The organism is Umezawaea sp. Da 62-37 (assembly GCF_032460545.1).
Classification (GTDB): Bacteria; Actinomycetota; Actinomycetes; order Mycobacteriales; family Pseudonocardiaceae; genus Umezawaea.
The window spans coordinates 8,106,989-8,132,433 of record NZ_CP135965.1; the positions used below are offsets into that span (position 1 = coordinate 8,106,989).

The following is a 25,445-nucleotide window of genomic DNA, read 5'->3' on the forward strand; positions in this document are numbered from 1 at the left end:
TGGTGGGTGGTCGCGATGACGGTCCTGATCTTCCTCATCGGCGCGCTGTTGGGTGTGCTCATCGGTGCGGTGGCTTGTGTTCGCTACGTCAGGCAGGAGATGACGGCGCGGGTGGCGCCGTCCATGCACCTGATGGAGGCGCGCATGAGCACGCTCCAGTCCTCGGTCGACCTGGCGCTGTCCAAGTGGCACGAGGACATGCACACGCACAGGATTCGGCATGACCGCGTCCTCGACTGAACGACGGGTGGAGCTTCCCGGATCGGGAGGCTCCACGCCGGGTCACCCCTCGCGGATCAGGTCCGCCGCGCGTTCGCCGATCATCAGCACGGTCACCATCGGGTTGACGGTCGGCATGGTGGGGAAGACCGAGGCGTCCACCACGCGCAGGCCGTCCAGGCCGATGACGCGCAGGTCCTGGTCGACGACGGAGCCGATCGCGCACGTGCCCGCCGGGTGGTAGACGGTGTGCGCGGCACGCCGTCCGTACTCCGACAGGTCCTCGTCGGAGGTGATGGAGGGGCCCGGTGCGATCTCGCGCAGGAGCCACGACTTCAGCGGTTCGTGCGAGGCGATCTCGCGGGCGACGCGGAAGCCGTCGACCAGGGTCTGCTCGTCGTAGCCGTCGGGGTTGGTGAAGTAGCCGAAGTCCAGTGCCGGTTTGACCGCGGGGTCGGCGCTGGTGAGCCACATCCGGCCGGTGCTGTGCGGGCGGGGGATGTTCGGGGTCATGCAGACGCCGTGTTCGACGACGGGGAAGCCGAGGCGTTCGGTGTTGGCGGTGAAGGGGATCTGGTAGAAGTGGAACATCAGGTCCGGGCGGGGGTCCGCGGTGTCGCGGCGGACGAAGAGGCCGGCGTCGGAGTCCATCACGGAGTTCAGCGGGATCGGGCCGTCGGTCTCCCAGATGATGACGGACTCCGGGTGGTCGAGCAGGTTCTCGCCGACGCCGGGCAGGTCGTGCACGACGTCGATGCCCAGCGTGGACAGGTCCGCGGCGTTGCCGACACCGGAGAGCATCAGCAGCCGCGGGGTGTCGATGGCGCCCGCGCACAGCAGCACCTCGCGGCGCGCGGTCACGGGACCGGCCGAGGTCTCGACGCCGACGGCGCGTCCGTCCACGAAGGTCACCCGCGTGACCCGGGTCTCCAGCATCAGGGTGAGGTTGGGGCGATCCAGGTGGGGGTGCAGGTACGCCGTCGACGCGGACGAGCGGTGGCCGTTCTCCGGGTGGTAGGCGACCGAGAAGAACCCGGTGCCCTCGGCGAACGGCTTCGCGTTGAAGTCCTCGATCTCCGGCACGCCCAGCGCGGCCTTGGCGGAGGCGATGAAGTCGAGCGCGATGGGGTTCCGGTCCGCGGGAGCCACCGGGATGATGTTGTTCAGCAGCCGGTCGTAGTACGGCCCGAACGCCTCCCAGTCCCAGCCGGGCCCCCAGCCGTCGAGGTCCTGCGGCAACGGCGCGAAGCTGATCAGCGTGTTGTGCGAGGAGCACCCGCCCAGCACGCGGGCCCGCGAGTGCCGGATGTGCGAGTTCCCGCGCGGCTGCTCGACGGTCGGGTAGTCGTAGTCCAGTTCGGACCCGAGCAGGTTGATCCAGTTCCGCAGTTCCAGCACGCGCGCGTCGCCGACGTCGCTCGGGCCGCCCTCGACGACGCACACGGTCACGTCCGGGTCCTCGCTGAGCCGGGCGGCGAGCACCGATCCGGCGGTGCCGCCGCCGACGACGACGTAGTCGTACTCAGGCATCCGCACTCCTCGCGAACCAGTTCTGGGCCGTGGGCTTGAGGTTCTGGTAGACGTGCTTGGGCTCGCAGTACTCGTGCAGCCCGGTCGGGCCCAGTTCGCGGCCGACGCCGGAGCGCTTGAACCCGCCCCACTCCGCCTGCGGCAGGTACGGGCCGAAGTCGTTGATCCACACGGTGCCGTGGCGCAGGCGCCTGGCGACCCACTGCGCCTTCTCCAGGTCCTGCGACCACACGCCGCCCGCGAGCCCGTACTCGGTGTCGTTGCCCAGGAACACCGCTTCCTCCCGGTCGCCGAACCGCTCGGCGGTGATGATCGGCCCGAACGTCTCTTCGCGCACCAGCCGCATGTCCCGCGTGCAGTCCGCGAAGACGGTGGGGCGGAAGAAGAAACCCTCCCGCAGCTCCGGCGAGGACGGCCGCTTGCCGCCCGCGAGCAGCCGCGCGCCCTCGGCGAGCCCGATCTCCACGTACCCCTCGACCTTGGCCCGGTGCTCGGCCGACACCAGCGGCCCGCTCTCGGAGTCCGGGGAAAGACCGTTGCCCAGCTTCACGAGGTCCGCGCGCCGGGCGACCTCGGCGACGAAGTCGTCGTACACGGAGTCCTGCACGATCAGCCGCGTGCCCGACGAGCACACCTGGCCCGCGTGGAAGAACGCGGCCGTGAGCGCGTAGTCGACCGCGGTGTCCAGGTCCGCGTCCGCGAACACGATGTTCGGGTTCTTGCCGCCCAGTTCCAGCGCGACCTTCTTCAGCGTGGACGCGGCCGACCGCATGATGTACTGCCCCACCTTGAGGCTGCCGGTGAACGACACCAGGTCCACGTCCGGGCTCTCGACGAGCACCGAGCCCACCTCGGGACCGGTGCCCAGCACCAGGTTCGCGACGCCCGCGGGCACCCCGGCCTCGGCGAACAGCTCGAACAGCTTGATCGTCGACAGCGGCGTGATCTCGCTCGGCTTCACGACGAACGTGTTACCCGCCAACAGCGCGGGCGCGATCTTCCACGCCACCTGGAGCAGCGGGTAGTTCCACGGCGCGATCATCGCGCACACGCCGACCGGGTCGTAGTCGATCCGGCTGATCACGTCCGGCCCCGCGCCTGCCACGACGCGGGGGTGCAGCGCGCCCGCGAGGCCGCCGTAGTAGCGGAACACCGCGGCGACGTCGTCCACGTCGATCCGGCTCTCCACCAGCGTCTTGCCGGTGTCGAGGGTCTCGGTGCGGGCGATGTCCTCCTTCGCCCGCTCCAGCAGGTCCGCGATGTGGTTCAGCACGGCCGCGCGGTGCTCCGGGCTGGTGGACGTCCACGCGCCGTCGTCGAACGCGCGCCGCGCCGCCGCGATGGCCGCCGCGGCGTCCTCGGCGGTGCCCTCGGCGACCGTGGCCACCACGCTCCGGTCGAACGGGTTGATCACCTCCCGCTCGGCGCCGCCACTCGATCCGACCCACCGGCCGTCGACGTACAGCTTCGACACGGGTGCCCGCCTCCTCAAGACCTGGACTGGTCGTTGCACCGTTCCCGCCGGGACGGGCCCTGTCAAGCCGGGTCAGTTCGGTGTGGACAGTGCGGCCGTCCCGAGCTGCCTGCGCAGCCTGGTGAAGTGCCGCGGGTCGTTCATCGACACCACGCCGACGACCACGTCCTCGCGCAGGTACACGGCGGCGAACTTGCGGTCCCGCGGGGAGCCGTCGACGTAGCGGACCTCGTCGTAGAGGTGCGTCTCGCCGACGAACTGGATCCGCACCCCGTACTGGTCGGACCAGAAGTAGCCGGGCTTGTCGTGGGTGTCGACGGTCGTCCCGGCGAGCAGGTTCCGCACCGCGACGGCGGTCTGCTCGGCGGCGCTGGTCCAGTGCTCGTGCCGCTGCCCGCTCCACCGCGCGACGTCGCCGACCGCGACCACGCCGGGAACGCTGGTCACACCGCCCTGGTCGCACAGCACGCCGTTGCCGACGGCCACGCCCGAGCCCGCCAGCCAGTCGGTCTGCGGCCGCGCGCCGATGCCCGCGACGACCACGTCGGCGGGCAGCACCTCGCCGTCGGTGAGCACGACCCCGGCGGTGGAGATCTCCTCGACGCCCACGCCGCAGCGCAGCTCCACACCGTGGTCCAGGTGCAGCTCACCGCACACCGCGCCGATCTCCGGGCCGAGGATCCGGCCGAGCGGGATCGGCAGCACCTCCACGACCGTCACGTCGAGGCCCAGCTTCCGCGCGGTCGAGGCGACCTCGGCGCCGATGAAGCCCGCGCCGATCACCACCAGCCGTTCCGCGCCGCCGGTGAGGGCCGCCCGCAGTTCCACCGCGTCGTCCAGCGTGCGCAGCGCGTACGTGCCGGGCAGCGTCTTGGGCGCGCCGCCGGTCGCGATCACCACGCCGTCCGCCACGACCGTCGTGCCGTCGGACAGGTGGACCTCGCGGGTGCTCGTGTCGAGCCGTTCGGCCCGCACGCCGAGCCGCCATTCCGCCGCCAGCGCGGCGAGCCCGTCGGGGTCCGACAGCGCGAGCGACCCGCGGTCGGCGGTGCCGAGCAGGAAGTCCTTCGACAGCGGCGGCCGGTCGTACGGCTCGTGGGGCTCGTCCCCGACGACCACCAGCCGACCGTCGAAACCCTGTGCGCGCAGCGCTTCCGCGGAGCGCAGTCCGGCGAGCGAGGCGCCGACGACCGCGATGGTCCTCACGCCACGTCCCGCACGGCCGTGTCGACGTACACCACGTCGTCCTGGACGACCACCGGGTACGTGCGCACGGGCCGCTTGGCGGGCAGCCCGTTGGGCAGGCCGGTCCGCAGGTCGAACGACGACGCGTGCAGCGGGCACTCCACCCAGCAGCCCTCCAGCCAGCCGTCCGCGAGGGAGGCGTCCTGGTGGGTGCACGTGTCGTCGATCGCGTACAGCTCGCCGTCGGCGTTGAACACCGCGATCGGCGCGTGCGCCACGATGCGGACCGCCTCGCCAGGGGGGAGGTCGAGGACGGTGCAGACGCGGATCATGGGGCGCCTCCGTTGCGCGATGCAGAACACGACCTGGATAACGCAACAATGTGAGGCTGGCGGGAGCCGCCGTCAAGGGGTTCCCCTGGTTGGAGCAGGCGTGGTTTACCCACTGGTTACTGTTGCGCTATGAGCAACTCGGACGCAGAACGGGGAACGGTGGCCCAGGTCCAGTCCGTGGACCGGGCCATCAGCGTGCTGGAGATGCTGGCGCACGGCGAGGCGGGCATCACCGAGATCGCCGGTGAGCTGGGTGTGCACAAGTCCACGGCGTCGAGACTCGTGAGCGTGCTGGAGTCGCGCGGGCTCGTCGAGCAGTTGGGCGAGCGGGGCAAGTACGCGATCGGCTTCGGGGTGGTCCGGCTGGCGGGTGCGGCGACCGGCCGGATGGACCTGGCCAAGCTGGGGCAGCCGACGTGCCAGGCGCTGGCCGACGAGTTCGGCGAGACGGTGAACATCGCGGTGGCCGACCAGGGGGTCGCCATCAACATCACGCAGGCCAGGGGGTCCGCGGCGATCAGCGCGCAGAACTGGATCGGGCAGCGGACGCCGCTGCACGCGACCTCCAGCGGCAAGGTGCTGTTCGCGTTCATGGTGCCGGAGGAGCGCAAGCGGTTGCTCGGGATGCCGCTGGACCGGTACACGCCGCGCACGGTCGTGGAGCCGGACGAGCTGTCCGGGGAGCTGGACCGGGTCGCGGTGGAGGGGTTCGCCGCGTGCTTCGAGGAGCTGGAACTCGGCCTGCACGCGGTCGCCGTGCCGATCCGGGGGCAGCGCGGCGAGGTCGTCGCGGCGATGAGCGCGTCCGGACCGTCCTACCGGCTGTCCCGGCAGCGGGTGCGCCAGATCGTCGCGCCGATGACCGCGGCGGCCTCGGAGCTGTCCGCGCAGCTGGGCTACTTCGCCGACTAGCCACCGACGATCTTGGACCCCGTTTCAACTGGTGGGACGGGGTTCTTGTCGTTCTGTCCCATTACCTGCGAGTAGCGGCCGAACGCCGCGTTTCCGGCGTGGAACTACTCGGTTGGAGGGATTGACATCGGGCAGCGCTGAGCGCAGCTTGTTGCAGAGGGCGGAACACCAAGCGCCTTACGCAACTCCGGTGGGAGGGCAGAGATGGCGGGTCGACCACGGGTGGTCATCGTCGGCGCGGGCATCGTGGGGTGCGCGCTGACCGACGAGCTGACCGGGCGGGGCTGGACCGACGTCACGGTCCTGGACCAGGGGCCGCTATTCGCGACCGGCGGGTCCAGCTCGCACGCGCCGGGCCTGGTGTTCCAGACCACGGGCGACAAGACCATGACCGAGTTCGCGAGCTACACCGCGCGCAAGTACGGCGAGCTGGGGTGCTTCGACGCCGTCGGCGGCCTGGAGGTCGCGACCACGCCGGAGCGGCTGACCGAGCTGAAGCGGCGGCACGGCTGGGCGACCGCGTGGGGCGTGGAGACCTCGCTGGTCTCGCCGGAGGAGTGCGTCGCGCTGCACCCGTTGATCGACGTCGACAAGGTGCTCGGCGGGTTCCACATCCCGACCGACGGGCTGGCCAGGCCGGTCGCGGCGGCGCAGGCCCAGGCCGAACGGGCCATCGCGCGCGGGGCGACGTTCGTGCCGAACCAGAAGGTCACCGGCGTCGAGCGCTCGGCGGGCCGGGTGACCGGGGTGACCACGGAGACCGGCGCGTTCAAGGCCGACGTCGTGGTGTCCTGCGCCGGGATGTGGGGTCCGCTGCTCGGCGGGATGGTCGACCTCGTCGTACCGCTCGTGCCGATGGCGCACCAGTACGCGAAGACCACGGCGCTCACGACCGGCCGGGTCGGCGGGCCGATCCTGCGGCACCAGGACGCCGACCTGTACTTCCGCGGGCACGGCGACCGGCTCGGCATCGGCGCCTACGGGCACGACCCGATGCCGATCGACCCGCGCGAGATCGGCGATCCGCTGTCCACCGGGTCGATGCCCTCCGAACGGCTGTTCACGCCCGACGACTTCGATGGATCCTGGGCCGCGGCGGTGGACCTGCTGCCGCTGCTCGCCGAGTCCGAAGTGGACGAGGGCATCAACGGGCTGTTCTCGTTCACGACCGACGGGATGCCGCTGCTCGGCGAACACCCCGACCTGGACGGGTTCTGGGTCGCGGAGGCGGTGTGGATCACGCACTCCGCGGGGGTCGCGCGGGCCGTGGCGGAATGGCTGGTCGACGGGCAGCCGACGCAGGACCTGCACTCGGCGGACCTCAACCGGTTCGAGGACGTCCAGCTCTCGCCCGGCTACATCCGCGAGCGCAGCTGTCGGAACTTCGTCGAGGTCTACGACATCCTGCACCCGTTGCAGCCGATGGAAAGCCCGCGGCCGCTGCGCACCAGCCCGTTCCACGAACGGCAGCAGGCGCTGGGCGCGGTGTTCCTCGAAGGCGCGGGCTGGGAGCGCGCGCACTGGTACGAGGCCAACGCGGACCTGCCCGAGGTCGCGGAGATCCCCGCGCGCAACGAGTGGGCTTCCCGCTTCTGGTCGCCGATCGCGGGCGCCGAGGCGCTGGTGACCCGCAGCCGGGTGGCCATGTTCGACATGACCCCGTTGAAGCGCCTTGAGGTCACCGGCCCCGGCGCGCTGGACTTCCTCCAGACCATGACCACGAACAACCTGGCCCGCAAGCCCGGCGCGGTCACCTACACGCTGCTGCTCGGCGAGGACGGCGGCGTCCGCAGCGACCTCACGGTGGCGCGGCTGGCCGAGAACCGGTTCCAGGTCGGCGCGAACGGCAACCTCGACCTCGACTGGCTGGGCAGGCACCTGCCGGGCAACGGCAGCGTCCAGGTCCGCGACATCACGGCGGGCACGTGCTGCATCGGACTCTGGGGTCCGCTGGCCCGCGAGCTGGTCGAACCGATCTCCACGATGGACACGAGGCTCGGCTACTTCAAGGCGCAGAAGGCCTTCGTGGGCCACGTCCCGGTCACCGCGCTGCGGCTGTCCTACGTCGGCGAGCTGGGCTGGGAGCTGTACACGACCGCCGACCTCGGCCGCGAATTGTGGGACGTGCTCTGGGAAGCGGGGCAGGCGCACGGGGTCGTCGCGGCCGGGCGCGGGGCGTTCAACAGCCTGCGGCTGGAGAAGGGCTACCGGGCCTGGGGCGCCGACATGACCACCGAGCACGACCCGTACGAGGCCGGCGTCGGGTTCGCGGTGCGGATGGACAAGGGCTACTTCGTCGGCCGCGACGCGCTGGCCGCGCGGACGCAGACCCGCAAGCTGACGTGCCTGAGCATCACCGACCCGCACGCCGTGGTCCTCGGCAACGAACCCGTGCACGTCGACGGCGCCGCCGCCGGCTACGTGACCAGCGCGGCCTACGGCTACACGACCGGCGTCAACATCGCCTACGCGTGGCTGCCCGCGGACCTGGCCGAGGCCGGTCGGACCGTGGAGGTCGAGTACTTCGGCGACCGGGTCGCGGCCGTCGTCGTCGAGGAGCCCCTGTTCGACCCGAAGATGACCCGACTGAGGAGCTGACGCCGTGCCGACCACCTATGACGTCATCGTGATCGGCCTCGGCGGGATGGGCAGCGCCGCAGCGTACCGGCTGGCCGAACGGGGGCAGCGGGTGCTGGGGCTGGAGAAGTTCAAGCCCGTGCACAGGCAGGGGTCCAGCCACGGCGGCTCCCGGATCACCCGGCAGGCCTACTTCGAGGACCCCGCCTACGTTCCCCTGCTGCTGCGCGCCCACGAGATGTGGGACCGGATCGAGGCCGACTCCGGTCGGGAGATCTTCCACCGGGTCGGCGGCGTCATGGTCGGCAGGCCCGAGTCCCGCACCGTGGCGGGCAGCCTGCTGTCCGCGCAGGAGTGGGACCTGCCGCACGAGCTGCTGGACGCGGGGGAGATCCGCCGCCGCTTCCCGACCATGCGACCGTCCGAAGAGGACGTCGCGCTCTACGAGGCGGGCGCCGGGCTCGTGGTCCCGGAGGCCAGCGTCGGCGCGCACCTCGACCTGGCCGCCAGGGCGGGCGCCGAACTCCGGTTCGAGGAGGAGGTGCTGTCCTGGACCGCGGACGGCGGCGTCGAGGTCGCCACCGCCCAGGGCACCTACCGCGCAGACCAGCTCGTGATCTGCCCCGGCGCCTGGGCTCCCGGCCTGCTCGCCGACCTGGGCATCCCGTTCACGATCGAGCGGCAGGTCCAGTACTGGTTCGAACCGGCCGGGGGAGCGACTCCGTTCCTGCCCGACCGGCACCCCGTCTACATCTGGGAGAACCCGGAGGGCCGCCAGTTCTACGGCTTCCCCGCGCACGACGGGATCGACGGCGGCGTGAAGGTCGCGTTCTTCCGCGGCGGCGTCACCTGCACCCCGGAGACGATCGACCGCACCGTGCACCCGCACGAGGTGGCCGCGATGGCGGACTTCGTCGGGGCGGCCATGCCCACGCTGCCCGGCGCCTTCCTGCGGGCCGCGACCTGCATGTACACCAACACCGCGGACGAGCACTTCGTCATCTCCCGCCACCCCGACCACGAGGCCGTGGTCGTGGCGTGCGGGTTCTCCGGGCACGGCTTCAAGTTCGTGCCGGTGGTCGGCGAGATCCTGGCCGACCTGGTCGCCGACGGCGCCACCCGGCACCCCATCGCGTTGTTCGACCCGGCGCGGCTGGCCGGTTCCGAGGAGAGGGTGGCGACCGGATGACCGCGATCGAGCAGCCCGACAGCCTGATCCCCACCCTGGGCGGGAGGTTCTACACCGACCCGGAGGTCTTCGCCGCCGAGCAGGAGAGGATCTTCGAGCAGATGTGGTTCTGCGCGGTGCGCGGCTCCGACCTGCCCGACCCCGGCGACTTCCGCACCGTCACCGTCGGCCGCGAGAGCGTGCTGATCTCCCGCGGGCGCGACGGCGGGCTCCGGGCGTTCCTCAACGTCTGCCGCCACCGCGGCGCCCGGCTGTGCACCGCCGAGACCGGCTCGGTGAAGCGCGCCTTCCAATGCCCGTACCACGCCTGGACCTACGGTCTGGACGGCAAGCTGATCGCCGCGCCCAACCTCACCTCCATGCCGGACGTCGACCGCGTCGAGTACGGCCTGACGAAGGTGCACCTGCGCGAGTGGCTCGGCTACGCGTGGGTCAGCCTCGCGGAGGAGCCCTCCTCCTTCGCCGACACCGTCCAGAGCGCCGTGACCGAACGGCTGGGCGCCCTGGACGCCATCGACGGGTACGAGATCGACGGACTCCGGGTCGGCAGGCGGATCAGGTACGAGGTGAAGGCGAATTGGAAGCTCATCATCGAGAACTTCATGGAGTGCTACCACTGCGCGACCATCCACCCCGAGCTGACGGAGGTGCTGCCCGAGTTCGCCGATGGGTACGCGGCTCAGTACTACGTCGGACATGGCGCCGAGTTCGGGTCCGGGATCGACGGTTTCACCGTGGACGGCAGTGAGGGCCTCGGGAAGCTGGAGGGCGTGGGCGACGACCAGGACCGCCGCTACTACGCCATCACCATCCGCCCGCAGGTCTTCATCAACCTCGTCCCCGATCACGTGATCGTCCACCGGATGTACCCGATGGCGCCGGATCTCACGATCGTGGAGTGCGATTGGCTGTACGCCGAACAGGTCGTGTCCGAAGGTCGGGACCTGTCGCGGTCGGTCGAGTTGTTCCACCGGGTGAACGAACAGGACTTCGAGGCGTGCGAACGCTGCCAACCGGGTATGTCGTCACGCGCGTATGCCAACGGGGGTGTGCTCGTACCGTCGGAACACCACATCGGGCAGTTCCACGCGTGGGTCGAACGGGTACTGATGTGACGGTGCGAGGTTCGCTCCTCTAGGGGATGGACCATCCCACCGCCGTGGGTGAACGCTGCTGTGGTGATGGAGCAACGGCGCTCGCAGGTCTCGGACGAAGACCTGGTACTCATTCGGCGGATTCAGCACCTGGCCCGGCGTGCTGAACGGACGGCCCACGACCATTCGAACTTCGTGGGTCCACCCCCCTCGCAGGAGCACTTGGCGCTCCTGGCGGAGATCCGCGCACTCACCGAGTCCCACCTCACGGTGACCTCGAAGTCCATGATGCCCCGGCAGGCCGAGCCCGCGGACGACCACAGGGTCGTCCTGGCTGTCCGGACCCAGTAGTGGGCGCACCGATGCCCCGGCGGTGAACCCACCGGGGCATCGGCCGTGCCACATGAGAAGCAGGGCGAACCTGAGAAGCAGGACACCCGGCGGGAGAACCCCCGCCGGGGTCGCTGGAGGACTACCTCCGCTTCACCATCTTCACCAGACCCTTGAACGTCTCCTCCAGTCCGGAGGAGAACGGGTTGTCGTGCACCAGGTACGTCCAGGTCGTGTTCGGCCGCTTCACCCCGGCCTGGGCCAACTCCGCGCCGTCGGGCCCGATCTTCGCCTCGGCGAGCGTCTCCTCCGCGGCCTCCCACGAGTCCGGCACGATCCGGTTGAACGTGGGGATCGCCTCCCGGTGGAACTCGTCCAACGGGTTCTGCCGGGCCAGCGCCCTCAGGTGGATGCCCTCGCGCAGGTCGGTCAGGAACGTCAGGTGCTCGCTCCACCGCTGGTCCAGGTGGTACAGCGTGATCAGCCGCGCGGCCGAGACGAGCACCTCCTCGTCGGAGACGACCTCCTTGAGCTCCACGGCCCGCTCCGGCGAGCGCTTCGCGAGCTCCTCCCACGCGGCGTCCGTGGTGAGCACCTTGTCCCGGTGCGACATCAGCAGCTGGCGCTGGTGCTCGACGAGCTTGTTGTACCGCCACGTGTTGCGGTGGATCTCCAGGTGCACGCCCTCGGCCACGCGCTGCGCGTGCTCGACGGTGTGCAGCGTCCCGGCGTCGGTGATCAGGCCGTCGTCGTCCACCTCGACCGGCTCGTCGTGGTCCGGCGCGAACTGCTGCACCAGCTCGTCCTGCAACGACCCGAAGAACACCGAGCCGCCGGGGTCGCCCTGGCGTCCGGCGCGACCGCGCAGCTGGTCGTCCAGCCTGCTGGACGTGTGCCGTCCGGAGCCGACGACGTAGAGCCCGCCGAGTTCGACGATCCGGTCGTGGTCCTCACCGTCGTGCCCGCCCAGCCGGATGTCCGTGCCCCGACCGGCCATCTGCGTCGACACGGTGATCCGCTCGAACGACCCCGCGTCCGCGATGATCGTCGCCTCTTCGGCGTCGTTCTTCGCGTTCAGCACCACCGGTTCCAGACCGGCGGCGCGCAGCTTCGTCGACAGCCGCTCCGACTCCGCCACGTCCAGCGTCCCGACCAGGATCGGCCGCCCGGTCTCGTGGACCAGGGCGATCTCCTTGACCAGCGCGGCTTCCTTCAGCTCCAGCGTCGTGTACAGCCGGGGGGCCTCGTCGTCGCGCACGCACTCCTGGTTCGACGGGATCACCAGCACTTCGAGGTTGTAGAACGTCCTCAGCTGCTCGGCCACGGCCACCGCCGTGCCGGTCATCCCGCACACGGTGGGGTAGCGGTTCAGCAGCGCCTGCACCGTGATCGAGTCCAGCACCTCGCCGGAGTCGGTCGCCGCCACGGACTCCTTCGCCTCCACGGCGGCCTGCAGGCCGTCGGGCCAGCGCTGGAGCCGCGCGATCCGGCCGCGGGTGTCGTTGATCAGGTGCACCTTGCCGTCGCGCACGATGTAGTCGATGTCGCGGTGCAGCAGGACGTGCGCGTGCAGCGCCACGTTGACCTTGCTCAGCGTGGTCTGGACGTGCTCGTCGGAGTACAGGTCGATGCCGCCGAGCGCCCGCTCCACGGCCTCGGAGCCCGCGCCCGTCAGGTAGACGTTGCGCTCCTCGTCGTCGACCTCGTAGTGCAGGTCGAGGCGCAGCCTGCGGACCAGGTCGGCGATGACGGGGTCGGCGGCCTCGTTCGCGGTCGACCCGGCCAGCACCAGCGGCACGCGGGCCTCGTCCACGAGCACGGAGTCCGCCTCGTCGACCAGCACGACGCGCGGCCGGGGCACGATCCGGTCGGCCTCGTCGGTGGCCAGCCGGTCGCGCAGGACGTCGAAGCCGATCTCGCTGACCGCGGCGTAGGTGACCTCGGCCTCGTAGGCGGCGCGGCGCTCGTCGGGCTTGGAGCTCTGGTTCAGCCACCCCACGGACACGCCGAGCAGCTTGTACAGCGGACCCATCCACTCGGCGTCGCGCTGGGCGAGGTAGTCGTTGACCGACGCCACGTGCACCTGGTCGCCGCGCAGCGCGAACCCGGCCGCCGCGATCGCGCCGGACAGCGTCTTGCCCTCACCGGTGGCCATCTCGACGACGTGGCCCTCCAGGAGCCCGAGGGCGCCGAGGATCTGGACGTCGAACGGCCGCAGGCCCAGCGCGCGGTCGGCGGCCTCCCTCGCGAGGGCGCACACCTCGACCAGCTCGTCCTTGCCGAACGTCGACCGTTCGCGCAACTCCTTGGCCGCCTCGGTGAGCTCCTCGTCGGTGAGCGCGCCGACGCGCTCCTCGTGGGTGTTCACGGCCGTCAGCAGGGTCCGGTAGGGCGTGAGGTCGGCCGAGCCGGGGCGTTGTGCGAACCGACGCATCCGCTGCTTCAGCCGTGCCATGAGTGTGGTCACGGTGCCGAAACGTACGGCACGGCGGTTGCGTTCCCCGTGTGGTGGGGGCGGAGGTCTTCACAGTTGCCGGTGACAGGACCGGTGGCAGGCCGGTGACCTGCGGATGTTTTGGGCGGGACGGGTGAACGGGTGCCGCCGTCGACCCCGATCGGGCCGGGCGCGGCACCCGATCAGCCCACCCTCACCAGGTGTCCACGACCTTGCGCCTCCGCTCGCGGCGCGGCTCGCCCCGGTCGGTGGTGAGCGACGAGCCGATCCAGCGCCGGGTGTCCGCGGGGTCGATGACGTCGTCGATCTCGAACGCGGCCGCGAGGTTGAGCGCCTTGCCGTGCTCGTAGGACGCCGCGACCATCCGGTCGAACGCGGCCTGCCGCTCCACCGGGTCGGCGATCGCCTCCAGCTCGCGCCGGAAACCCAGTCGCACGGCCCCTTCCAGCCCCATCGGGCCGAACTCGCCGCTGGGCCAGGACACCGCGAACCCCGGCACCGCGAGGCTGCCGCCCGCCATCGCCTGCGCGCCCAGCCCGTAGGCCTTGCGCAGCACGACGAGGCCGAACGGCACGTCCAGATCGGCCGCGGCGACCATCATCCGGGTCAGGTGCCGCACGGTCGCGGTGCGCTCGGCGTCCGGGCCGACCATGAACCCCGGCGTGTCGCACAGCGACAGCACCGGCAGGTCGAACGCGTCGCACAACCGCAGGAACCGCGACGCCTTGTCGGCGGCGTCCGCGTCGATCGCGCCGCCCAGGTGCGCGGGGTCGTTGGCGATCAGGCCGAACGGCCTGCCCTCGACGCGCACCAGCGCCGTGACGATGCCGCGGCCGAACGCGCGGCGCAGCTCCAGCACCTCGCCGACGTCGGCGATGGTCTCCACCACGGTGCGCACGTCGTAGGCGCGCAACCGGTTCTCCGGCACGGCGTGCCGCAGCAGCCGCTGGTCCGGAGCCGTCCAGTCCGCCTTGGGGCCGCCGAAGTAGGAGAGGTACTTCCGGGCCACCGCGACGGCCTCGGCCTCGTCGGCCACCGCGACGTCCACGACCCCGTTGGGCACCTGGACGTCCATCGGGCCGATCTCCTCGGGCCGGAACACGCCCAGCCCACCGCCCTCGACCATCGCCGGGCCGCCCATGCCGATGTTCGCGTCCGCGGTCGCGATGATCACGTCGCAGGTGCCGAGCAGCACCGCGTTGCCCGCGAAGCACCGCCCGGACACCACGCCCACCAGCGGCACCAGTCCGCTGAGCTTCGCCATGGCGTGGAACGAGCCGGTGTCCAGCGCGCTGACCATGCCGTGGTCGGTGTCGCCGGGACGGCCGCCGCCGCCCTCGGCGAACAGCACCACCGGCAGCCGCCGCTGCCCGGCCAGCGCGAGCATCCGGTCGAGCTTCGCGTGGTTGCGCACGCCCTGGGTGCCAGCGAGGACCGTGTAGTCGTAGGACATCACGACGGCGTGGCGGCCGTCGACGGCGCCGATCCCGGCGACCAGCCCGTCCGCGGGGGTGCGGTCGACCAGTTCGGCCAACGACCGCCGCTGCCGCTGCGCGGCGATGGCCAGCCCGCCGTACTCCACGAACCCGTCCGGGTCGCACAGGTCCGCGACGTTCTCGCGGGCCGTCCGGCGTCCGGTCGCGTGCCGCTTCGCCTCGGCGTCCGGACGGCGGAAGTCGTGGCGCGCCAGCACTTCCGCGAGGTCGGGACGGATCGCGTCGAGGTCGGCCTCCTCGACCTCGGCCGCCGCCGCGGTCGTGCCGCCCTCGGCCAGCGGCGCGCCCTCGGCCACCGTGTCGCCGACCGCCACCAGCACCCGGCCGTCGCCCACGGCGATCACGTGCTGCATCTTCATCGCCTCGACCACGACCTCGCCGGGCTCGACCGCGACGACCGTGCCGTGCACGGGGGAGCGCGGGCCGTCCCCGGTCGGCGGCGCGGGCAGCTCGTCGAGGAACCCGGTGTGCGCGTCGGTGAGGTCGCGCTCCAGCAGGTCGCGCAGGAACGGCAGGTTGGTCGGCACGCCGTCCACCCGGAACTCGGCCAGCGCGCGGCGGGCCTTGCGCAGCGCGGTGTCCAGGTCGTCGGCGTGCACGACCAGCTTCGCCAGCAGCGCGTCGAACCGGTCGCCCGCCCGGTACCCGCCGAAGGCGTGGGTGTCGACCCGGACGCCCGGACCCGTCGCGGGCTGGAACACCGTCACCGTGCCCGCCGAGCCCAGGGTGATCCGCAGCTGGACCGCGCAGCCGCGGTCGTGGTGCGCGAGGTCGGGTCGCCCGCCCGCGGCGAGCACGAGCTGGGTGCGCACGAGGTCGACGCCGGTGACCTCCTCGGTGACCGTGTGCTCCACCTGGAGCCGGGGATTGGCCTCCAGGAACACGAAGGCGCCGTCGGGGGAGACCAGGAACTCGATCGTGCCGACGCCGGTGTGGTCGACCGCCGCGGCGATCCGCGCGGCGGCCTCGTGCAGGCTCGCGCGCACCTCGGGCGCAAGCCGGGGCGCGGGGGCGATCTCCACGACCTTCTGGTGTCCACTCTGGAGGGAGCAGTCGCGGTCGCCCAGCACGGTGGTGCCGACCAGCTGCACCTCGATGTGCCGGGCGCGGGTCAGCAGCCGCTCCAGGTACACCTCGCCGTTGCCGAACGCCGCCAGCGCCTCGGCGCGGCACCGGTCGAACGCGGCGGGCAGGTCCTCGGCCCGGTGCACCTCGCGCATCCCCTTGCCGCCGCCGCCCGCGACCGCCTTGACCATGACCGGCCCGGTGAAGAACGCCCGCGCCCCGGCCAGGTCGACCGCGCCGGTGCCCTCCAGGACCGGGATGCCCAGCTCCACCGCCAACGCCCGCGCCCGGCTCTTGTCGCCCAGCAGCTCCAGCACCTCGGGGCTCGGCCCGACGAACACGAGCCCCGCCTCCGCGCACGCCCTGGCGAAGTCGGCGTTCTCGGACAGGAAGCCGTAACCGGGGTGCACGGCGTCGCAGCCGTGCTCCAGCGCCGCCTTGACCAGCTGGGCGGCGTCCAGGTATGGGGCGGGCCCCTCGCCGTCCAGCCGGACCGCCACGTCGGCGAGCCGGACGTGCAGCGCGTCCGCGTCGTCGGTCGAGTGCACGGCGACCGTGCGCAGACCCAGGTCGGCGGCGGTCCGCAGCACCCGGACCGCGATCTCGCCCCTGTTCGCGACCAGCAGAGTGGACACACAACCTCCTGAGCGACCGCTTAGTATGTTCCGTCCGCCATGGTCGCAGCGGAAGCGGTATCGCGTCTACACGGAACCGGAACCCCCTGTCGGGCGTCAATGGGACACTTCACCCAAGCCGTCAGCCGCTTCCAGGAGGTCCCCCAGTGGTGTTCAAGAGGATGTTGCGCGCGTTCGGTGTCGGCGGACCCACGGTGGACACCGTGCTCACCAACCCCAACGCGCGTCCCGGCGAGCTGCTGACGGGGGAGGTGCGCATCGCCGGGGGCGACCATCCCGTCGACATCGACCACGTCGCGCTCTCGCTGGTCACCAGAGTCGAGTTCGAGGGCAGCGACAGCGAGACCGTCCGCAACGTCGACTACGGCAAGGTCTTCGTCGCGCAGCGCGTCGGCGTCGCACCGGGGCAGCAGCTGGCCATCCCGTTCCAGTACCAGGTGCCGATGGAGTCCCCGATCAACGTCGTCGGCGGCCAGCAGCTGCACGGCATGACGCTGGGCCTGCGCACCGAACTGGCCGTGCGCGGCGCCGTCGACCCCGGCGACCTGGACCCGGTCGCCATCCACCCGCTCCCCTCGCAGGAGCGCGTGCTCAACGCGCTCGTGCAGCTCGGGTTCCGCTTCACCCGCGCGGACAACGAGGGCGGCAGGCTGCACGGCGTCCCGCAGCAGCTCGGCTTCTACCAGGAGATCGAGTTCCACCCGCCGCACCAGTTCGCGAGCAAGATCGCCCAGGTCGAGGTCACGTTCGTCGCCGACCCGCACAGCCTGTTCGTGATCCTGGAGGCCGACCGCCGCGGCGGCATGTTCCGCGCCGGCGGCGACACCTTCGGCCACTTCCACATGGGCCACCAGGAGGCCATGGGCGCCGACTGGGCCGGCATCCTGCACCACTGGATGGACCAGACCGCAGGCCGCCGCGGCGTCTTCGGCCACTAAGGGCCCACCAACCACCAACTCCCCACCCCGCCGAGCGCCTGCCGACCCCGTCGACAGGCGCTCGCCGCTGTCCCCCGCGAGTCGAACCCCCAGACACCCCGTGTCGAACCCCCAGACACCCCGTGTCGAACCCCCAGACACCCCGTGTCGAACCCCCAGACACCCCGTGTCGAACCTCCAGACACCCCGTGTCGAACCTCCAGACACCCCGAGTCGTACCTCCAGGCACCCCGAGTCCCTCACTCGGGCACCGCCACGCCCACGGACGGGGAGTGCGAGGATGTGCCGCACGGCGGCGGTGCAGACGTCCGCGCCGTTCGAGCCTGACGTTTCGGCATCGAACACGTGTTCTACGATATGGCCGGGTCGACCCGGTATTGCCAGAGAGGAAACCAGAACGTGGCCAACACGCTCACGGAGCAGGATGACCAGGTAGACGCGGTGGATGCGACGATTCCGGCGGCCCCCGAGGCCGTTGTGAAGCCGGTGGCGCCGAAGGCGGAGGAGCCGGTTCCGGCCGCGGCCCCCGTCGAGGCGCCCGCGCAGGAGGAGTCCCCGGCCAAGCCGGTCAAGCGGGCCAAGAGCACGGCCAAGAAGACGCGGACCGTCGAGCTGACGCTCACGGTCACCGGCACCATGGACGGCGACTGGCAGGCCGACCTGCTGCACGGGACCACTCGTGTCGTGCAGGGCCTCACCATTCCCGCCATCGCGGTGTCCAGGGCGGCCAAGGAGCTGCACGAGGACATCTTCAGCGGCATCGAGACGGTGCTGGAGGCGGCGCGCGACCAGCACCGCACCCGCATGGAGGAGCTCGAGGCCGAGCTCGCCAAGGTCAAGCAGGCGCTGGCCGAACTGAGCGACTGATCTTTCGCGCGAAGGGCCCCTTCCCCGGCTGGGGAAGGGGCCCTTCGGCGTTCGCTAGCGGTTCGGGTCGAGCAGCAGCTTGCCGCTGGTGCGCCGGGCCCGCAGGTCCTCGTGCGCCTGGCGGATGTCGGACATGCCGTACTCACCGCCGGGCACGGCGCGCAGCTTGCCGTCCAGCACGAGCTGGAACATCTCGTCCATCGCCGTGTGCACGACCCGGCCCGGCAGCCGGAACGCGTGCGGCAGCCACATGCCGATGACGGCCGTGGAGTGCACGAGCAGGTTCACCGGCTGCACGGGCTTCGGCCGTTCGCGGCTGGCCATGCCGTAGAAGGCGAGCCTGCCGAACGCCGCCAGCGCCGCGATGCTCTGGTCGGTGACGTCGCCGCCGGTCATGTCGAGCACGACGTCGACGCGGCGGCCGTTGTTGGCCTCGCGCAGGGCGTCCGTCATGTTCTCCTCGGTCGAGGAGATCGCCACGTCGGCGCCGAGGTCGAGGGCCAGCTTGCGCTTGTCCTCGGTGCTGGCCGTCGCGATGACCCGTCCCGCGCCCCACAGCTTCGCCAGCTGCACGGCGATCGACCCGACCCCGCCCGCCGCGGCGTGCACGACAACGCTCTCGCCCTCCGCGAGGTGCGCGCTCCTGCGCAGCAGCAGCCACGCCGTCGCGCCCTGCACCACGAGGCTGAGCGCGGTCAGGTCGTCCACGCCGTCCGGCACCTCGAACGTCGTCGCGGCGGGCGCCACGGCCTTCTGCGCGTAACCGCCGCCGCCGCTGGTCAGCGCGACCACGCGCTTGCCGTCCGCCGTGCGGCCCGCGATCTCGCCGCCGGGCACCAGCGGGAGCGTCATCGACGCCAGGTACGAGTTCTCCGCCTGGTGCGTGTCGGCGTAGTTGAGGCCCGCGCGGCTGACCTCGATCAGCACCTCGCCGGGACCGGCCACGGGGTCGGGCAGCTCGACCTCGGTGAGGACCTCGGGGCCGCCGAACTCGGTGATCTGGATGGCACGCATGGGTTTCAGGCCTCCTGCCCGGTCGCGAAGGAACCGGGATCGACGGACATGCGCTCACCGGTCGCGGTGCGCGGACCGGGCGCGTTGCGGAACGTGAACGGCTGGGACTCGCGGCCGGGCACGACGAACCAGCACTCGCCGGTGCCGTCGGACTCCGCGATCGCCATGAACGCCTTCACGACGTCGGCGACCTCCATGATCGGCATGTTCGTCGACTCGAGCGTCGCGCGGAACGGGGCGATGATCGCGGTGTCGGCGAACGACGGGCACAGCGCGTTGACCCGCACGCCGGTCTTCTGCAACGACGGCGCGAGCGAGCGCACGAGGCCCACGACGGCGGTCTTGTTGGCGCCGTAGATCGGGTCCATCGGCGTCGGCGTGATGCCCGCCATGCTCGCCGTGGCGATGATCTGGCCGCCGCTCTCGCGCAGCGCGGGCAGCGCGGCGTGCACGCCGTAGACGACGCCGTCGAGGTTGATGCCCATGACGCTGCGGTAGCGCTCGGGGTCGAAGTCCTCGCCGAGGGTGAAGCCGGTGGAGATGCCCGCGTTCAGCGCGACCAGGTCCAGCTTGCCGAAGCGCTCCACGGCGGCCGCGACGGCGGACTTGCTCTGCTCGGGATCGCGCACGTCGCAGTGCACGTACAGGCCGTCGATCTCGTCGGCGATCGCCTTGCCCCGGTCGCCGTCGATGTCGGCGACGACGACGCGCGCTCCCGACTCGGCGAGGCGGCGGGACACTCCCGCGCCGATTCCGTTCGCCGCACCGGTGATCAGCGCGACCTTGCCCTCGAACCTGCGGTCCTCCACCGGCACGTGCCTCCTCATGACTACATTCCGACCAGTCGGTACGGTGCTGGTGACATGCTAGGCCGTCAAGCTGGCGCTAGCCAGCTCGCGCGGAGTACTTTCTAAGCGCTTGCTTAGCTCTCGTTCAAGGAGGAACCAGTGGCTGCAGAGACCGCTTCGCGAGTAGCGATCGTCACCGGCGCGGCACGCGGCATCGGTGCCGCCACCGCGTGGCGGCTGGCGCAGGACGGCTTCGCCGTCGCGCTGCTCGACCTCGACGTCGAAGGCTGCGCGGACGCCGCGGACAAGATCAACGCCTCGGGCGGGCGCGCGCTGGCCGTCGCGCTCGACGTGAGCGACTCGGCGCAGGTCGCCGAGGTCGTGCAGAAGGTCGCCGACGAGCTCGGCGCCCCCACCGTGCTGGTCAACAACGCGGGCATCCTGCGCGACAACCTGCTGTTCAAGATGACCGACGACGACTGGGACGCCGTCATGAACGTGCACCTGCGCGGCGCGTTCCTGATGAGCCGCGCGGTCCAGAAGTTCCAGACCGAACAGGGCTGGGGCCGCATCGTCAACCTCTCCAGCACCTCCGCCCTCGGCAACCGCGGCCAGGCCAACTACGCCACGGCCAAGGCTGGCCTCCAGGGCTTCACCAAGACGCTCGCCATCGAGCTGGGCAAGTTCGGCGTCACCGTCAACGCCATCGCCCCCGGTTTCATCGCCACCGAGATGACCGCCGCCACCGCGGCCAGGGTCAAGATCGACTTCGAGGACTTCAAGAAGGCCGCCGCCAGCCAGATCCCGGTCGCCCGCGTCGGCACCCCCGACGACATCGCGCACACCGTCTCGTTCCTGGTGAGCGACGGCGCCGGCTTCGTGTCCGGCCAGGTCATCTACGTCGCCGGCGGACCGAAGGACTGAGGGGCTCCCGATGCGCGTTTTCGCTTCGCTCGACGAGTACGGCCAGGCCAAGGGCGAGCACCTCGGTTACGGCGAGTGGCACGAGATCACCCAGGACGAGATCAACCTGTTCGCCGACGCCACCGGCGACCACCAGTGGATCCACATCGACCTGGAGAAGGCCAAAGCGGGCCCGTTCGGCGCACCGGTCGCCCACGGCTACCTCACGCTGTCGCTGATCCCGTTGCTGGTCAAGGACATCTACACCATCGAAGGCCTCAAGATGGGCGTCAACTACGGCCTCAACAAGGTCCGCTTCCCCAGCCCCGTCGTGGTCGGGTCCCGCGTCCGGGCGGGCGCGGAGATCCTCGACGTGGTCGACCTGCCGCCGGGCAAGCAGGCGGTCGTGAAGGTCACCGTCGAGATCGACGGCAACCCCAAGCCGGGCTGCGTCGCCGAGACCGTGGTGCTGTTCGTGGCCTGAACGATCTTCACATCCGACCGTCAGCCGGAATTGTCGTACCCCTTCGGTAGCCTTGGATTCGGGGGACCCCCACCCGCGCGCGCGTAAGGGGTACTTGTGGACCTAACATGGATCTATGACACCTAAACGCCACATTAACGCAGGTCAGAGGTCCGAGCAGCCCGTGATCGACTCCTACGCCAGGCTGTCATGGAACCCGGACACGCTGGAACTGGAGAAGATCAAGACCCAGTTTGCGGACAACCGGGAGACGATCATCAGGCACGGGGGCGTGGTCGGACTTGAGTTGTCAGACGGCCTGTCAGCCTGGAAACGCAACGTTCGACGGCCCGACTTCGAAACCTTGATGGAACGCGCATTTTCTGGTGTAACCCAAGGTATTGCCATCTGGCACACCGACCGTCTTTTCCGTCAACCGCGCGACTTGGAGAGGCTTATTGATCTAGCCAAGTCGGGTTTCTTGATCATCAGTTCTCACGGTACTCGAAACCTCTCTGATCCTGATGACCGTTACGCCATGCGCGGGGAAGTGAACGCGGCAGCAAAAGCGTCTGATGACACATCGCGACGCGTTCTGAGGCGAATTGAAATTTACCGCAAGCAGGGGCGGAGGGTAGCCGGACGTCCGGGTTTTGGGTTTACACGTAAGGATGAGACATGGATCCCAGGAAGGCATCAGACGAACAAGGACCGACCCAATGTGTCGACTGATCTCGTAAAGCGCGAACGTCAGGCATTGCAGGAAGCGATTAGGGACCTAGCGAAACAGATTACCGATCAGAGCAAAGTGGCGCGTAAGTGGAATGAGGCAGGATTACGGACTACGAAAGGGCTTGAATGGACCGCCAAATCGGTTCGCAAGACTTTGTCACGGCCCGGTCTTGCCGGACTGGTCGAGCATGACGGACAAATCGTTTCCCGCATTCCTGAAGACGGGATTGTGTCCGAATCCGATTACCAGTTGTTGCAAGCGGTGTACGACGGACGTCGACGGGGCGCTACACCGGGACGTGTGCACCTTGGAAGCGGAATTCTTCGTTGTGCCATATGCGGAAAAGGGCTGACCGGCAAGCCAAAGGGCAATACCTACAAAGATGGCACTCCGCGTATCCAGTATTCGTGCAATCGAGAACGGCGCGGGTGTGGAGCGGTTTACATCGATGGGCGCGCTGTAGACGCGCAGTTGCGGTTACTGACTGTCGCTCGACTGTCCGATATCGAACACGCCGCAGCAATATCCACCGCATTGGCGGAAGTGTCAGAGCGAATGACAGAAATCGATCGGGAAATCGCCAATATCAAGTCCGTTCGAAAAGCCCTGTCGGAACGTGTCGGACGGCGAGAGATGACACCGGAGGATTTCGACGTGTCGAATAGCTTCCTGACAGCCGATCTCACGCCGTTGGAAGCCGAATACGAGCGGCTTTCCAGTGCAAGAGTAGAGGGCCCCGGCGAAGCGATCGCGGCTGAAGAAATCACGCGTAGGTGGGATTCGGGTAACCTGTCGGAGCAACGCGCCTTGTTGGTCAAAGCGTGCGGATTGGATGAATTGCGAGTGTGGCCGGATCCGCAGACCGGTACACGTTCGTTCACTGTCGACCGCATAAAGTTGACCGACCCTAAGACTCCGTACGGGGCTGCCACCAAACAAGTATAATAAACGGAATCACCCTTCGGGGCCAGAATCCGTAGTGATGCTCAAAGGTACTGTCTCGATTGTCGTCCATTGATAAGCATGACCTACCCGAGACAATGTGACCAAGTCGACCTTCTGAACAACGCAACGAACCGGAAGCAAAGATCGCAATTTGGCGACCTCTTTAACCACTGGGCCGGCAGGACGGGTTCTATTGTTGTAAGCAACTCCGATATGCGGCCGAAAAATCTCGGCTGCACGCTTACGGTGACCGGCAAGAGTTGTAGCGCAATCAAACACGCTGAACAGGGGGCCCCATGGTGACACGCTTAGCCGTATAGCCCCTGTCGAACCGGCGAGGGGAAAGACGTCAATCGAAAACTCGGGAATTTCTGCAATTTGCTGAGCGGCTGAATCGAATAGATTGCTCACGCGTGATTTTGATACATCTTTCCAATACGCCATGCGGCGAACGGTTAGATGAAAAGCATTACTATCGATCAGATCGAGATGACTCTTACTAAGGCCATCTTGACATTCTTGGGCAAGCGTAGCAACCTGCGGCGAGTCATCGAAAGTTATCATCCAATGAGCGGAATCCCAATGCGGGCGTTCCCAATGACTGTGCATGTGAGTAAGACTATCGAAAGCGCTCCAATCATTCTCGGCAATTTTCGTAGGGTCACGCAAGTCTGTTGGTGGCTCTTTCGGAAATGTATAACTTAGTGACTTTTCTTCCACTTCGCTTTGCGCGTTTTCCATCACTATGCGATCTCTAGGTTTCTTTCCATGCTGCGAAAGCATTCACGTAATCGACCACTGCGCTATGATTAGGCCACTTTGCCGAATACTTCACCAACATTTCTGCCCTTTGAGCAATTGACTCAATAGGGCGTCCGGCGCTTGCCAGCAGTGCTTCAGTACCTAGCACCATTGATTGCTCGAGGTCGGGATTAGCCTGTAACAATAAGGCAGTTGCAACATCCAGCTTTGTTAGGGAACGACTCCAATCGGAGTCAGAGTCTTCGACTGCTTCGCCAATATTGCCCACGTATTCGAGAACTCTACCAACTTCCCCCACCTGCACATACGCTGTCGCTGCGTTAGCTGCAATGCGAGAGTAGCCATAAGGCTCAAAAGATATGCACGATGTCAGGTCGGAACTGACATTCAACGAGGCTGCCAATTCAAGCGCTTTTCCAATGGAACGATCGGCCTGATCTTTTTCGCCTAGCATCCCCAATGCACGCGCTTCACCGTTCGATAGCAGGCGAATAGCTTGCGGAGAGTTTGGTGAGAGCGCGATTCCTGCTCTGGCGAAGTCGCGAGCTTTAACATAGTCGCGTGCATAATAAGCCTGAAAAGATCGTGTCCCGAATATCCAGATCAACAATTCAGTGTCATCGATTGCACTTGCCAGGCTTGCGCTTTCAACGGAGTAGCTTTCTGCCAATTGAAAACGTCCGACGTTAACGGCCATATAGCCCAAAAGGGCGGATGCTTGAGCCGCAATTTTGTACGTTGCGATACGTTGACGCGGATGCTGCCAGCCTTCTAGCAATGATTGCGCCTGCTTGCGGATAGTCAGAACTTGCGGATAAAGTTGGCGCGGCCCTTCGGCTTCGTAGCGGGCTATAGCGTCAACAATCGCAAGATTCATCGTCTCAAATGTGGTGTCGTGAATTCCCGCCTGATTTACAGCTTGTAAACGGATAGCAACTTCGGCGGGACTTTCCCATGATGCCCACTGACGTAATTTACTTGATCGTTGAGTGATCTCATCGGCGAGGCTCTTTTTAGGTAAAACAGCCACGTCAATCAACAGTGGTTTTGATTCGGTCGGCGGCGGGCTTGAAAGTTTTTCATCGCTCGTGCCGGAAAACCATTGATGTTGTGTCGGAATTCCCAAAAGGGTTGACCAGAATTCAAGTTTGGTAATGCTGTCGATTGCGGTCCCGTTCTCGATGCGGCTCACGTGGGGTTGAGCGCAGCGTGCCCATGCGGCGACCGTGGTTTGACTCACGGGCGAGTCGTGGAAGGGGTGGGTGCGGTAGGCCGTGATGACTTTGCCCATGTGGCGGGTGGCCAGTGCGGCACTCATGGCAGGGGTGTCCCAGAAGTCGGCGGAGACCTCGGGTGGGACAGGATGCGCAGCGGTGAGACGGCGTGTGCAGGGCCCGCACTGGTCGCCAGGGTTATCGCTGGACAGGTGTGTTCCGCAGCGGCACTGACGGCGTGAGGGGCTCATACGCGGCCTCTCCCTTGGTCCCTGGTCCGCGCGCCCGGTACGCGTGGTCTGTGCTCCACATTAGCGCTGGTGAC

At 68.6% G+C, this 25,445-nt stretch carries 21 protein-coding genes; 11 read left to right on the forward strand and 10 right to left on the reverse strand.

All coding sequences use genetic code 11. From position 1 onward, the window contains the following. Positions 1-15: 15 nt before the first annotated feature. Positions 16-240 (forward strand): hypothetical protein, encoded by a 225-nt coding sequence (locus RM788_RS37495; protein WP_315924093.1) that lies wholly within the window; start codon positions 16-18, stop codon positions 238-240. Between the two features lie 42 nt (positions 241-282). On the opposite strand, the gene RM788_RS37500 is transcribed toward RM788_RS37495, so the two are convergent. From RM788_RS37500 to RM788_RS37515, 4 genes are all read right to left on the reverse strand, one after another. Continuing rightward, positions 283-1,749, reverse strand: coding sequence for a GMC family oxidoreductase (locus RM788_RS37500; RefSeq protein WP_315924095.1), 1,467 nt, complete (start codon positions 1,747-1,749; stop codon positions 283-285). Next, positions 1,742-3,223, reverse strand: a complete 1,482-nt coding sequence (locus RM788_RS37505; protein ID WP_315924097.1) for an aldehyde dehydrogenase family protein — start codon at positions 3,221-3,223, stop codon at positions 1,742-1,744. Before RM788_RS37505 ends, RM788_RS37500 begins: the two co-directional genes overlap by 8 nt. Positions 3,224-3,295: 72 nt before the next feature. Continuing rightward, entirely contained in the window at positions 3,296-4,429 is a 1,134-nt protein-coding gene (locus RM788_RS37510) for an NAD(P)/FAD-dependent oxidoreductase (protein WP_315924099.1), read from the reverse strand. Continuing rightward, complete coding sequence (locus RM788_RS37515; RefSeq protein ID WP_315924101.1) at positions 4,426-4,740, reverse strand: bifunctional 3-phenylpropionate/cinnamic acid dioxygenase ferredoxin subunit; 315 nt, start codon at positions 4,738-4,740, stop codon at positions 4,426-4,428. The genes RM788_RS37510 and RM788_RS37515 overlap by 4 nt, the downstream gene beginning before the upstream one ends. A gap of 129 nt (positions 4,741-4,869) precedes the next feature. On the opposite strand from RM788_RS37515, the gene RM788_RS37520 reads away from it, so the two are divergent. The 5 genes from RM788_RS37520 to RM788_RS37540 all read left to right on the forward strand — a co-directional run bounded on the left by RM788_RS37520 (position 4,870) and on the right by RM788_RS37540 (position 10,863). Then, complete coding sequence (locus tag RM788_RS37520; RefSeq protein ID WP_315924103.1) at positions 4,870-5,652, forward strand: IclR family transcriptional regulator; 783 nt, start codon at positions 4,870-4,872, stop codon at positions 5,650-5,652. Positions 5,653-5,856: 204 nt separating this feature from the next. Continuing rightward, positions 5,857-8,250 (forward strand): GcvT family protein, encoded by a 2,394-nt coding sequence (locus RM788_RS37525; protein WP_315924105.1) that lies wholly within the window; start codon positions 5,857-5,859, stop codon positions 8,248-8,250. A gap of 4 nt (positions 8,251-8,254) precedes the next feature. After that, the gene (gene solA, locus RM788_RS37530) at positions 8,255-9,418 is read left to right on the forward strand and encodes an N-methyl-L-tryptophan oxidase (protein WP_315924107.1); all 1,164 of its coding nucleotides are present in this window, start codon (positions 8,255-8,257) and stop codon (positions 9,416-9,418) included. Continuing rightward, the gene (locus RM788_RS37535) at positions 9,415-10,533 is read left to right on the forward strand and encodes an aromatic ring-hydroxylating oxygenase subunit alpha (protein WP_315924109.1); all 1,119 of its coding nucleotides are present in this window, start codon (positions 9,415-9,417) and stop codon (positions 10,531-10,533) included. Before solA ends, RM788_RS37535 begins: the two co-directional genes overlap by 4 nt. A 174-nt stretch (positions 10,534-10,707) precedes the next feature. After that, complete coding sequence (locus tag RM788_RS37540) at positions 10,708-10,863, forward strand: hypothetical protein (protein WP_315924111.1); 156 nt, start codon at positions 10,708-10,710, stop codon at positions 10,861-10,863. A 121-nt stretch (positions 10,864-10,984) separates the two neighbouring features. Here the strand turns inward: RM788_RS37540 and secA2 are convergent, their stop codons facing one another. Together secA2 and RM788_RS37550 are read right to left on the reverse strand one after the other, a co-directional pair. Continuing rightward, a complete protein-coding gene (gene secA2, locus RM788_RS37545; protein ID WP_315924113.1) occupies positions 10,985-13,309 on the reverse strand; it encodes an accessory Sec system translocase SecA2 in 2,325 nt (774 codons plus the stop codon). Positions 13,310-13,490: 181 nt separating this feature from the next. Further along, a complete protein-coding gene (locus RM788_RS37550) occupies positions 13,491-16,493 on the reverse strand; it encodes a carboxyl transferase domain-containing protein (RefSeq protein WP_315924114.1) in 3,003 nt (1,000 codons plus the stop codon). A gap of 149 nt (positions 16,494-16,642) precedes the next feature. On the opposite strand from RM788_RS37550, the gene RM788_RS37555 reads away from it, so the two are divergent. Together RM788_RS37555 and RM788_RS37560 are read left to right on the forward strand one after the other, a co-directional pair. Next, on the forward strand, positions 16,643-17,431 hold the full coding sequence (locus RM788_RS37555; RefSeq protein ID WP_315924115.1) for a sporulation protein: 789 nt from the start codon (positions 16,643-16,645) through the stop codon (positions 17,429-17,431). A gap of 399 nt (positions 17,432-17,830) precedes the next feature. Continuing rightward, complete coding sequence (locus RM788_RS37560; RefSeq protein ID WP_315924117.1) at positions 17,831-18,298, forward strand: DUF6319 family protein; 468 nt, start codon at positions 17,831-17,833, stop codon at positions 18,296-18,298. 54 nt (positions 18,299-18,352) lie between these two features. On the opposite strand, the gene RM788_RS37565 is transcribed toward RM788_RS37560, so the two are convergent. Beyond that, positions 18,353-19,312, reverse strand: a complete 960-nt coding sequence (locus RM788_RS37565; protein ID WP_315924118.1) for a quinone oxidoreductase family protein — start codon at positions 19,310-19,312, stop codon at positions 18,353-18,355. A 5-nt stretch (positions 19,313-19,317) separates the two neighbouring features. After that, entirely contained in the window at positions 19,318-20,139 is an 822-nt protein-coding gene (locus RM788_RS37570; RefSeq protein ID WP_315924120.1) for an SDR family NAD(P)-dependent oxidoreductase, read from the reverse strand. Between the two features lie 120 nt (positions 20,140-20,259). On the opposite strand from RM788_RS37570, the gene fabG reads away from it, so the two are divergent. The 3 genes from fabG (at position 20,260) to RM788_RS37585 (ending at position 23,144) form a co-directional block, all read left to right on the forward strand. Beyond that, positions 20,260-21,024, forward strand: a complete 765-nt coding sequence (gene fabG / locus RM788_RS37575) for a 3-oxoacyl-ACP reductase FabG (RefSeq protein WP_315924122.1) — start codon at positions 20,260-20,262, stop codon at positions 21,022-21,024. Positions 21,025-21,034: 10 nt separating this feature from the next. Next, a complete protein-coding gene (locus RM788_RS37580) occupies positions 21,035-21,487 on the forward strand; it encodes a MaoC family dehydratase (RefSeq protein ID WP_315924123.1) in 453 nt (150 codons plus the stop codon). A 163-nt stretch (positions 21,488-21,650) separates the two neighbouring features. Beyond that, on the forward strand, positions 21,651-23,144 hold the full coding sequence (locus tag RM788_RS37585; RefSeq protein ID WP_315924125.1) for a recombinase family protein: 1,494 nt from the start codon (positions 21,651-21,653) through the stop codon (positions 23,142-23,144). A 9-nt stretch (positions 23,145-23,153) separates the two neighbouring features. Here the strand turns inward: RM788_RS37585 and RM788_RS37590 are convergent, their stop codons facing one another. Both RM788_RS37590 and RM788_RS37595 read right to left on the reverse strand, forming a co-directional pair. Continuing rightward, positions 23,154-23,885 carry a hypothetical protein gene (locus RM788_RS37590; RefSeq protein ID WP_315924127.1) on the reverse strand — a complete coding sequence of 244 codons (732 nt, stop codon included), beginning with the start codon at positions 23,883-23,885 and terminating at the stop codon, positions 23,154-23,156. Between the two features lie 13 nt (positions 23,886-23,898). Beyond that, positions 23,899-25,224 carry an NsdA family TPR-like regulatory protein gene (locus RM788_RS37595; protein WP_315924129.1) on the reverse strand — a complete coding sequence of 442 codons (1,326 nt, stop codon included), beginning with the start codon at positions 25,222-25,224 and terminating at the stop codon, positions 23,899-23,901. Between the last annotated feature and the right edge of the window lie 221 nt (positions 25,225-25,445).

Excerpts from the sequence above, each read along its gene's own strand:
- RM788_RS37495 (WP_315924093.1), top strand. The coding sequence starts at position 16 with ATGACGGTCCTGATCTTCCTCATCGGCGCGCTGTTGGGTGTGCTCATC.
- RM788_RS37595 (WP_315924129.1), bottom strand. The coding sequence starts at position 25,224 with ATGAGTGCCGCACTGGCCACCCGCCACATGGGCAAAGTCATCACGGCC.
- RM788_RS37500 (WP_315924095.1), bottom strand. The coding sequence starts at position 1,749 with ATGCCTGAGTACGACTACGTCGTCGTCGGCGGCGGCACCGCCGGATCG.
- RM788_RS37590 (WP_315924127.1), bottom strand. The coding sequence starts at position 23,885 with ATGGAAAACGCGCAAAGCGAAGTGGAAGAAAAGTCACTAAGTTATACA.
- RM788_RS37565 (WP_315924118.1), bottom strand. The coding sequence starts at position 19,312 with ATGCGTGCCATCCAGATCACCGAGTTCGGCGGCCCCGAGGTCCTCACC.
- RM788_RS37525 (WP_315924105.1), top strand. The coding sequence starts at position 5,857 with ATGGCGGGTCGACCACGGGTGGTCATCGTCGGCGCGGGCATCGTGGGG.
- RM788_RS37520 (WP_315924103.1), top strand. The coding sequence starts at position 4,870 with ATGAGCAACTCGGACGCAGAACGGGGAACGGTGGCCCAGGTCCAGTCC.
- RM788_RS37570 (WP_315924120.1), bottom strand. The coding sequence starts at position 20,139 with ATGAGGAGGCACGTGCCGGTGGAGGACCGCAGGTTCGAGGGCAAGGTC.
- RM788_RS37515 (WP_315924101.1), bottom strand. The coding sequence starts at position 4,740 with ATGATCCGCGTCTGCACCGTCCTCGACCTCCCCCCTGGCGAGGCGGTC.
- RM788_RS37580 (WP_315924123.1), top strand. The coding sequence starts at position 21,035 with ATGCGCGTTTTCGCTTCGCTCGACGAGTACGGCCAGGCCAAGGGCGAG.
- RM788_RS37535 (WP_315924109.1), top strand. The coding sequence starts at position 9,415 with ATGACCGCGATCGAGCAGCCCGACAGCCTGATCCCCACCCTGGGCGGG.